The sequence below is a fragment of the Deltaproteobacteria bacterium genome, assembly GCA_020848745.1.
In the GTDB taxonomy this organism is placed as follows: Bacteria; Desulfobacterota; Binatia; order UTPRO1; family UTPRO1; genus UTPRO1.
In genome coordinates this window covers 73716-82798 of record JADLHM010000046.1, presented here as the reverse complement: position 1 = coordinate 82798, position 9083 = coordinate 73716, and the positions used below count along the sequence as shown (strand labels likewise).

General features: G+C 69.2%; 7 protein-coding genes, 1 tRNA gene and 1 pseudogene. 2 read left to right on the top strand and 7 right to left on the bottom strand.

Annotated elements, in window-relative coordinates:
* Positions 1-114: 114 nt before the first annotated feature.
* The 3 genes from IT293_06180 to IT293_06170 all read right to left on the bottom strand — a co-directional run bounded on the left by IT293_06180 (position 115) and on the right by IT293_06170 (position 5388).
* Positions 115-3195: an efflux RND transporter permease subunit gene (locus IT293_06180; GenBank protein ID MCC6764231.1), complete on the bottom strand. Its 3081-nt coding sequence runs from the start codon at positions 3193-3195 to the stop codon at positions 115-117.
* Positions 3196-3245: 50 nt separating this feature from the next.
* Positions 3246-4430: an efflux RND transporter periplasmic adaptor subunit gene (locus IT293_06175; GenBank protein ID MCC6764230.1), complete on the bottom strand. Its 1185-nt coding sequence runs from the start codon at positions 4428-4430 to the stop codon at positions 3246-3248.
* Positions 4431-4995: 565 nt separating this feature from the next.
* Complete coding sequence (locus IT293_06170) at positions 4996-5388, bottom strand: putative toxin-antitoxin system toxin component, PIN family (GenBank protein ID MCC6764229.1); 393 nt, start codon at positions 5386-5388, stop codon at positions 4996-4998.
* A 572-nt stretch (positions 5389-5960) separates the two neighbouring features.
* Between IT293_06170 and IT293_06165 the strand changes: the two genes are divergently transcribed.
* Both IT293_06165 and IT293_06160 read left to right on the top strand, forming a co-directional pair.
* Positions 5961-6107: a hypothetical protein gene (locus tag IT293_06165; protein ID MCC6764228.1), complete on the top strand. Its 147-nt coding sequence runs from the start codon at positions 5961-5963 to the stop codon at positions 6105-6107.
* 33 nt (positions 6108-6140) lie between these two features.
* A pseudogene (locus tag IT293_06160) lies at positions 6141-6428 on the top strand (tyrosine-type recombinase/integrase).
* A 123-nt stretch (positions 6429-6551) separates the two neighbouring features.
* On the opposite strand, the gene IT293_06155 reads toward IT293_06160, so the two are convergent.
* The 4 genes from IT293_06155 to lipB all read right to left on the bottom strand — a co-directional run bounded on the left by IT293_06155 (position 6552) and on the right by lipB (position 9049).
* Positions 6552-6625: transfer RNA gene (locus tag IT293_06155), tRNA-Met, on the bottom strand.
* 92 nt (positions 6626-6717) lie between these two features.
* Positions 6718-7431 (bottom strand): serine/threonine protein phosphatase, encoded by a 714-nt coding sequence (locus IT293_06150; GenBank protein ID MCC6764227.1) that lies wholly within the window; start codon positions 7429-7431, stop codon positions 6718-6720.
* Entirely contained in the window at positions 7428-8357 is a 930-nt protein-coding gene (gene meaB / locus IT293_06145; protein ID MCC6764226.1) for a methylmalonyl Co-A mutase-associated GTPase MeaB, read from the bottom strand. Before meaB ends, IT293_06150 begins: the two co-directional genes overlap by 4 nt.
* A 29-nt stretch (positions 8358-8386) precedes the next feature.
* A complete protein-coding gene (lipB, locus tag IT293_06140) occupies positions 8387-9049 on the bottom strand; it encodes a lipoyl(octanoyl) transferase LipB (GenBank protein MCC6764225.1) in 663 nt (220 codons plus the stop codon).
* Between the last annotated feature and the right edge of the window lie 34 nt (positions 9050-9083).

Sequence of the window (9083 nt, the reverse complement as noted above, 5' to 3'; positions counted from 1 at the left end):
CACGACCATCGACGGGCAGGCGCTCGCCGTCGGCCCGCCTCGGGGCGACGAGGTGCTGACGCCGGGTCCCGAGTGAGTTCGGGCGCGCGAATCGAAACGCAGGCGACCGGACGGTCAGCGAGCCGAGGCGGGGGCCGGCACCACCACGGCGCCGATCACCCCGCTCCGACGCTCCTGCTTCTCGCTCGCGAACAGCGCGTAGAGGACGGGCACGGCGGCGAGCGTGAACAGCGTGCCGATGATCATCCCGCCGACGAGCACGAAGCCGATCGAGTTGCGCGCGCCGGCGCCCGGTCCGGAGACGAGTACGAGCGGCAGGTGGCCGACGACCGTCGCGATCGTCGTCATCAGGACCGGGCGGAGGCGGACCATCGCCGCCTCGCGGGCCGCCTCGAGGCGGCCGAGCCCGCGCTCTTGCAGGTCGTTCGCGAACTCGACGATCAGGATGCCGTTTTTCGCCACCAGCCCGACGAGCGTGATCAGGCCGATCTGCGTGAACACGTTGATGGTGGCAAAATTCGTGAAGGTGAAGATCAAGGCGCCCGAGAGCGCCAGCGGGACGGAGCCCAAGAGCACCACGAACGGGTCGCGAAAGCTCTGGAACTGCGCCGCGAGCAGCAGGTACACCGACAGGATGGAGATCGCGAGCACGCCGGCGAGGGTCTGGCCCTCGCGCCTGAGCTGGCGCGACTCGCCCGCATAGTCGATCGAATAGTTGCCCGGCAGGATGCGGGCGGCGGCCGCTTCGATGGTTTGCAGCCCGGTCTCCTTCGTCGTGCCGGGCACGAGGCCGCCGAACACCCGGAAGGCATTGAGCTGCTGGAAGCGGCCGAGCGCGCGCGGCGTCGTCTCGTCGACCAGGCGCGCCATCGACGACAGCGGCAGCAGCCGGCCCGATGGTGTCCGGATCCGGATGAGATCGAGCGTCGCCGGCGAGAGCCGGAGCGCGTCCTCGATCTGCGGGATCACCTTGTAGGACCGCCCTTGGTAATCGAACCGGCTGACGTGGGCGCCCGAGAGGAAGATGCCGAGCTGGCTCGCGACGTCTCCCGGCGTCATGCCGAGGTCGGCCACGCGGTCCCGATCGATCTCGAGGCGGCTGCCGCCGCGGTCGATCTTGAGGTCGGTGTCGGCGAAGATGAAGTTGCCGCTCGCGTGCGCCGCCCGGACGAGATCCTGCGCGTAGGTCAGCATGCGATCGGGGCTCGCGGTCGACAGTACGACGAGCTCGACGTCGTAGTTTCCCGCATTGGGGAGCGCCGAGGGCAGAATCGGGAAGACGCGGATGCCGGGTTGCGCTCCGACCGCGAAGAAGATCTTGTGCAGCAGATCCGGAGCCGTCACGTCGCGTTTCTTCCACGGCACGAGCTCGACGCCGCCGAAGCCGCCGTCGGGCATCCGCACCGACCACACGTAGTCGCTGCCCTCGGTCCGTAGGAGCCGCTCCACCGTCTCGTTGGCGTACTTCACCGTGTATTCGAGCGAAGCGTCGGGCGCCGACTGCAACACCACGTTGATCGAGCCCTGATCTTCGACCGGCGCCAGCTCGCGAAGCGAGAACATGTAGAGGAGCGGCGCCAGCGCCATGGTCACGGTCGCGAAGAGCAGCACCGGGCCGCGATGGGCGAGAGCGGTGTCGAGCGCCGGCCCATACGCGCTTCGGATGCGCTCGAACACGCGGGTCGACGCCTTGGCGACCGGCCCCCGATCTTCTTCCGTGGCGAGCGCCGCGCTCATGGCCGGCGAAAGCGTCAGCGCGACGACGCCCGAGACCAGCACGGCCATGGCGAGCGTGAAGGCGAACTCCTTGAAGAGCGCGCCCGTGAGCCCGCCGAGGAACCCGATCGGCGCGTACACCGCGGCGAGCGTCACCGTCATCGAGATGATCGGAAAGAAGAGTTGCCGGACGGTCAGGAGCGCGGCTTCGGTTCGCGGCTTGCCCTCGCGTACGTGCCGGATCGTGTTCTCGACGACGACGATCGCGTCGTCGACGACGAGGCCGACGGCCAGCACGACCGCGAGGATCGTCAAGAGATTCAGCGAGAACCCCATGATCGCCATTGCGGCCACGGCGCCCAGAAGCGAGATCGGAATCGCGACGAGCGGGACGAGCGCGGTGCGGACGGAGCCGAGGAACAGCACCACGACGGCGCCGACGATGAGGATCGTCTCGACGAGGGTCTTCGCGATCTCGGCGAGCGCGTCCTTCGTGTAGAGCGTGCCGTCGTAGGCGGTCTCGATCTTGATGTCGCGCGGCGCCGCGGCGCGCGCCGCATCCAGCGCGGCGTAGAGCGCGGTAGCGAGGTCGAGCTCGTTCGCGCCGACGGCGGGCCAGACGGAGAGATAGATCGCTTCCGTCGTGTCGAGCCGCACGTCGTAGTCGATCTCTTCCTCCCCGAGCTCGACGCGGGCGACGTCGGAGAGGCGCACCGTCGCGCCCTTGTCGCGCTTCAGCACGATGCGTCCGAACTCTTCGGGACGCTGCAGCACGGTGTCGGCGCGGAGATTCGTTTCGACGTCGGCATTCTCGGCCGAGCCGATCGGCGCTACCAGATTGTTGCGGGTGAGCGCGGCCGCGATGTCGCCGGCGCCGATGTTGAATCCGGCGAGCTTGATGGGATCGAGCCAGATCCGCATGGCCGGCGGCCGCGCCCCTTCGATCCCGATCCGCTGGACGCCGGGAAGGGAGAAGAGCGCCGGCTGGACCTCGCGGGCGAGGTACTCGGAGATCTCGGCGAGGCTGCGCTCGCTGGAAGTGACGGCGATGTAGAAGGTCGCCTGCGGGCGATCGGCCCGGCGCACCTCGATCGCCGGCGGCTCGGCCTCCTCGGGGAGGTCGGAGGAAATGGCGTCGAGCTGCGCGGAGACCTGCGCGAGTGCTTGCGCGGGGTCGGCGTCGTACTCCAGCCAGACCGTGACGGTGGAGACGCCCGCGGTGGTCGTGCTGTCGACGTAGTCGATGTCGGGGACGGCCGAGACGGCCCGCTCGATCGGCTCGGTCACGAAACCCTTGACGTCGGTCGCCGAGGCGCCGACGAACACCGTCCGGATGATGAGGCTCGAGGCGTCGATCCGCGGATATTGCTGGACCGGCAGGTCGAACGCCGCGCGCAGGCCCAAGAGAAGGATGAACAGGCTGACGACGCTCGCGAGCACCGGACGGTGGACGAAGACGTCGACCGGCGAACGCGACATCGACGCCGCGCCTTCCTCGGCGAGAGGACGGGGGGCCGCGTGCGGGGCGCTCATTGATTCGCGTTGGCCTGCCCGCTGCGCACGCCGGGCTCGACGGCCGTGACGAGGGCGCCGTCGCGCAGCTTGAAGACGCCGTCGGCCGCGATCCGCACGCCGGGCGCGAGCCCCGATCGGACGACGAGGTCGCCGGATCCGATGATGTCGCCCACCTGCACGATCACGGCTCGAGCGCGCGTCTCACCGTCGATGTCGTCGATCCGATAGACGGTGTCGCCGTACGGGCTCCGCACGAGCGCCGTGCGCGGGATCACGACTTCCTCGCGCGGTTTGCCGATCGGCGCGGTGACCGTGACGAGGCTGCCGGCCGGAAACTCCCGTCCGGATTTCCGGATGACCGCGCGGAAAGAGAGGCTGCGCGAGGCGGCGTCGATCGCCGGCTCGCGCGCGACGACGTGCGCCTCGATCGTGTCCCGGCCGATCGCGACGGTGACCGGCGTCTGCGCGTCGAAGTCGAGGGCCGCGGCCTGGGGAAGCGCGAAGTCGACGTACATCTCGTCGTCGGCGCCGACGATGCGGGTCACGAGATCGCCTTCCGATACGTACTGGCCGGGCTTGAGGTCGGTGATGCCGACTCGCCCGGCGAACGGCGCGCGAATCGTCTTCCGGCGGATCGCGGTCTCGAGCGCCGCGACGCGGGCGCGCGCCGCGGCCGCCTTCGCTTCGACGTCGTCGAGCTCGCGCTGCGCCGCGACACCTTCCGCCTGGAGGCTCGCCTGCCTGCGGGCCTCGCGCTCGGCGCGGCCGGCGTCGACGCGGGCCGCGGCGAGATCGGCCTGCTCCTCGGCGACGTCGACCTCGACGAGCACGGCACCGGCGGCCACCTCGTCACCGGATCGAAAGGCGACGGCGCGGAGGACACCGGCGCGCTCGATGCGGAGGTCGACGATGTTCATCGCCTGGAGCTCGCCGATCGCGGTCGCGGTGGGTGTGATCGATCGCCGCTCGGCGACAGCCGCGATCACCGCTTCCGACGGTTCGGGAAAGCTCTTGCCGTAGGCGATCGCCGCTCGAATCTGCATGGCCTTGACGGCCGCGAGGCTTCCGACCAGCACGAGGGATGCGAGTACGGCGAGCGCCCACGCCAGACGTCGCCGAGGCGCGCGAACGCCCGGTGCCGCCGCGGGGATCGCGGTGCGGTTCGACTGGGGCGCGGTGCGCTGGAGCATTCCGTCCATCGGGTCCTCGGAATTCATGTGGTCTCGCCCGAGCGGCGACGGCGCGACTGGCCGCGGGGGGGAGGTCATCCGCCGGATCGTGAGACCAGCGGTACGATACCCGACCGCGCCGCTAGGTCCAGATACCTCGAGCGTCCGATGGAGCGACCAACGGGGCATGCATGCCGCGGCCATGCCGCCGGCGCATGGAGCCTGGTCGCGACGGATTCAGCGTCATCGTTTCGCCGACGGTGAGGCGCGCAGGGCCAGGCAGGCCAACCATGCTGTCCACGAAAGCAGCGCTCGTGGGGGTCCCCCCGACGTATTCCTCTCAATGACCCGGGTCATCCTGCGCCCTCCATGCCGGCGACTCGATCGTTGGCGGGAGCCGTTCCGGAGCAACAGTGTCCGGAGATCACGCGCAGGGTTGTCGGACTTCCTCGGTCCCTGCGGGGAGCGATGGGGCGCGTGGAATCGACTTCGACGCCTAACCTATCGACGCATAGGGATCTGCGCGAAGCCCACGTTGCATGTTGCCCCCAGAGTTGCCCCCGCGATTCGCGCCCTGCGCGGTTGAATGCGCTGGTCAGCGGCGATCGAGATAGGATCGCGGACTCACGATCCGCAGCCGACGAAGCCCTGCGGTTCCGGTCACGTCGAGGCTGAGCAGGTCACGATCGCCCGTGATCAAGAAGCGCGCTCGCGCAGCGCGGCAGCATTCGAGCACCATGTCGTCCTTGGGATCGCGACAAGCACGAACCAGCCGTGTGGGATGGACCATCCGCGCCTCGGCCACGAAGGCAGCGATACCGGCCACGAGGCTTTGCCATTGGTCGGCGTTCACCTTGTGCGCCACTCTCAGGGCGTCGGGGACGGATCGGTACTCCGCGAGGAGGTCCGCCGACACACACACCTCCGCCGTCGACAGCACCGAGCGCAGCACGCGCGCCGGGACGCCGCCAAACGCGAACGCCGACACGAGGACGCCGGTATCAACGACGACGCGCGGCCTGCCCTGCGCGCCCGCCGTGACGCTTCCTCCGGACCTTCCGAACCGCTTCCTCTACGTCCGCCACGCTCAACTCGGTGCCCTTGAACGCCTCGCGCGCGACGCGCAGGGCGGCGTCGAGTCGTTCGTCCGGCGAGAGCGCCGCGAGAATGTACTCGTCCGGTCGGACCTTCGCCGTGGCATGCCTCATCGCCCGGGACTCTATCGGGATTCCCTCCGTCCCGCCAAGCGGGGAGTCGAAACGTCGCCGTGCTGCCGGAGGTTTCACCCCAGGATCAGCGCTTGTGCCACGCCGTCCGTGCTTCCGCGAGGTGAATACCGATTGCGCTTCCTGCGCCAACTAAAAGCCCGAGCCGGGCCATCCAAGTAGCTCCCCGAGTGTCTCTCAGCAGAGATGCCGCTCGGCCAGGAGGCGCTGGCGAGAGTTCTATTTCTGGACCAATCCCGAGCCTGAAAGTATCGCCATCGAGCAGTAAGGATGTCTCGGTAAGGTTTGTCACTCGAAACAGGATTGGCACAATCGCTAGGGTGCGCTGCTTGAGGTGAAGCAGGCGCGTAGCATCGGCCTGGCCAAGCACAACAGCGTGAATGTCGATGCCTTCTCTCGCGACCTCGACAATCTCCTCCTGCCTGACGTGCTGCAAATCGGGGTCTGCAATCAGTTGCGGTGCGCAGCCGGCCTGCAATAGCAATGGGACGATCCAACAACCTGGCCACGGGAGATCCTCCGCGCCCTGCCCTCGCGCCTCAAGAGCCCGTGGGTGTTCCCGAGCGCAACGGGCGAGACCCCGCTCGATGCTCAGAATTTCTACAACCGCAAGTTTGTGCCCGCGCTGACCGAGGCGGGCGTCACGGGCTTCACCTGGCACTGCCTGCGGCACACGTTCGCGAGCCGTCTGGCAATGGCCCGCGTACCGCTCCGAACGGTTCAGGAGCTGCTTGGGCACCAGAGCGCGACCATGACCCTCAGGTACGCGCATCTCTCGCCAGAGCACCAGCTAGACGCGGTGAAGCGCCTCGATCCTGCCGCGCCCGCAACGGCAACCGGCACCACTACCGGCACCGAACCGACCGAGGTGCGCGAGACGCCCGACGACGCTCCTGCAACTGCGCGTGCGGCCGAGCAAAAGAAGTGGCGGCGCGTGGAATCGAACCACGGACCTAGGGATTATGAGACCCTCGCTCTAACCAACTGAGCTACGCCGCCATCCCCGGACGATGACCGCGCGAAGCGACGGCCGACCCGAAGCGCGCGGATACTAGCGGCTCCCCCGGCCCCTCGGCAAGTCGTGGCCGCGTTCAGACGTGCGCGGCGGCGAACGCGGGGGCGAGATCGCGGATCGTCGTGTGGCGTGCGCCGCGTGCGACCTGCACGAGGCGTCGACCGTCGACATCGAGGCAGCTCAGCTTGTTGCCGTACACCAGTCCGGTATCGAGGCCGATGCGATACGGGAGGTCGATGCGCGCCTCGCGCGACGGCGTGTGGCCGAACACGACCGTGTACGGCAGGGCATGCGGTCGGAGGAAGAACTCCTCGCGGATCCACAGGAGATCCTCGGCGGACTGATCGTCGAGCCCGACCCCGGGGCGAATGCCGGCATGTACGAAGAGGAACGGTGGCGCGAGGTGCCGCATCCGGCAACGCTGGAAGAAGGAGACGTGCTCGTCGGGGAAGACCGCGCGGCTCGCGGCTCCGGGTCCGGTGCCGGCCGGGATTCCGTAGCTCGCGAGCGTCATGCCGCCGCCGTTCTCGAGATAGACGTCGGCGTGCAGGCCGCCAATGCCGAGGTAACCGAGCAGCATGTCCTCGTGGTTGCCGCGCAGGAAGACGGACGTGAAGGGCTCCCGGTCGAGGTGGAGCAGGCGATCGACGAGCCGGCGCACGGCGGGCCCGCGGTCGACGTAGTCGCCGAGGAAGACCACGGTGTCGCCTACGCCGGGCGTCAACGCCTCGAGGAGCACGTCGAGCTCGTCGGGGCAGCCGTGGAGGTCGCCGATCGCGTAGAGGCTCATGACTCTCCGAGGAGGCGACGGAGGGCGTCGCGGTCCGCGAGCAGCTCGCGCGTGGCGGTGTACGGGTCCACGTCTCCGCGCCGGACACGCGCCAGCACCTCCGCTTCGGCGGCGATCCGGCGCTCCAGCCGGGTGCGGAGCTCGCCGTCGAGGACGTCGAGGAACTCGCGCTCGCGACTCTCTTCGCCGGCGCGTCCGTTCGCGCACTGCGCGCGATGGGCGCGGTGCGCCTCGATCGCGTCGAAGAGCTCGTCGATGCCGCGGTCGGCCTGCGCCTCGGTGAGCAGGACCGGAACCTCCCAGCCAGGAGTCGGACGGAGCTGCAGCATCGTCTGGAGCTCCGTCTTCATCCGCAGCGCGCCCTCGCGATCGGCCTTGTTCACGACGAAGACGTGCGCGATCTCGAGGAGTCCGGCCTTCATGACCTGCACGGTGTCTCCGGCTTCCGGTACGAGCACCACGACTACCGTCGTCGCCAGCTCCATGATGTCGAGCTCGGTCTGCCCGACGCCGACGGTCTCGATGACGATGCGGTCCTTGCCGAACGCGTCGAGGAGGTGCGTGATCTGTCGGGTCGCGCGCGCGAGGCCGCCGCGCCGCCCGCGCGTGCTCAGGCTTCGGATGAAGACCGCCGGATCGGTCGCGTGGTTCTGCATGCGGATGCGATCGCCGAGAACGGCGCCGCCGCTGAAAGGGCTCGACGGGTCGACGGCGACGACTCCGACGGCCTCGCCACGACCGCGCAGCCTGGCGACGAGCCGGTCCACCAGGGTCGACTTCCCGGCGCCGGGCGGGCCGGTGACGCCGACCGTGCCGGCGCGCCCGAGGCGCGGATAGACGCGAGCCATGATTCCGGCGACGTCGCCGGTCTCGTTCTCGATCCGCGTCATGAGCTTGGCGAGGGCGACGCGGTCGCCGGCGAGCATGCGGTCGACGAGCGCGGTCTCGGCCGGCGTCAGAGGGATACCTCGCACGCGGGCTCGGCGATCGGATCGAATCGCTCGTGGAGCGCGCGTTCGGCGACCGGCACGAGGTCGAGGACGTTCGCGCTCGCCCCCTCGGCTCGTAGGCTCGTCATGTGAACATCCGTCATGCCGCACGGCGCGATGAGATCGAAGCCCGAAAGATCGACGTCGACGTTCAGCGCGAGGCCGTGCGTCGATACGCCATCTCGTATGCGGATGCCGACCGAGCCGAGCTTGCCGTTCCTCGTCCAGATGCCGCGCCCGCGGGCGTCGCGATGGGTCGGCACCCCCACCACCGCCGCGATATCCGCCATGACGTCTTCGAGGAGGGTGACGAAGCGCGCGACGCTCCACCCGCGCCGTGCCAGATGCGCGATCGGATAGAGGACGAGCTGCCCTGGCGCATGATACGTCGCGCGTCCGCCGCGCTCCGTGTCGCGGCAGACGATGCCGCGCGCGCGCAAATCGGTCGCGGCGACGCGCACGTCTTCCCGCGTGCCGCGTCTTCCGAGCGTGATCGTCGCCGGATGCTCGAGCGCGAAGCACACCTCCGAGCCGTCGTTGCGACACGTCTCCCAGGCGCGCTCCTGTCGCGAGAGCGCGTCGTCGTACGTGCAGAGCCCGAGCCACTGCCAGGTGAGGGGCTCACGCATGGCCGAGGTCTAGCCGTTGCTTGACGGTGCCGCA

Coding starts and splice junctions, on each gene's coding strand:
- IT293_06180 (MCC6764231.1), bottom strand. CDS start 3,195: ATGTCGCGTTCGCCGGTCGACGTCTTCGTCCACCGTCCGGTGCTCGCG.
- IT293_06175 (MCC6764230.1), bottom strand. CDS start 4,430: ATGGACGGAATGCTCCAGCGCACCGCGCCCCAGTCGAACCGCACCGCG.
- IT293_06150 (MCC6764227.1), bottom strand. CDS start 7,431: ATGAGCCTCTACGCGATCGGCGACCTCCACGGCTGCCCCGACGAGCTC.
- meaB (MCC6764226.1), bottom strand. CDS start 8,357: ATGCTCGCCGGCGACCGCGTCGCCCTCGCCAAGCTCATGACGCGGATC.
- lipB (MCC6764225.1), bottom strand. CDS start 9,049: ATGCGTGAGCCCCTCACCTGGCAGTGGCTCGGGCTCTGCACGTACGAC.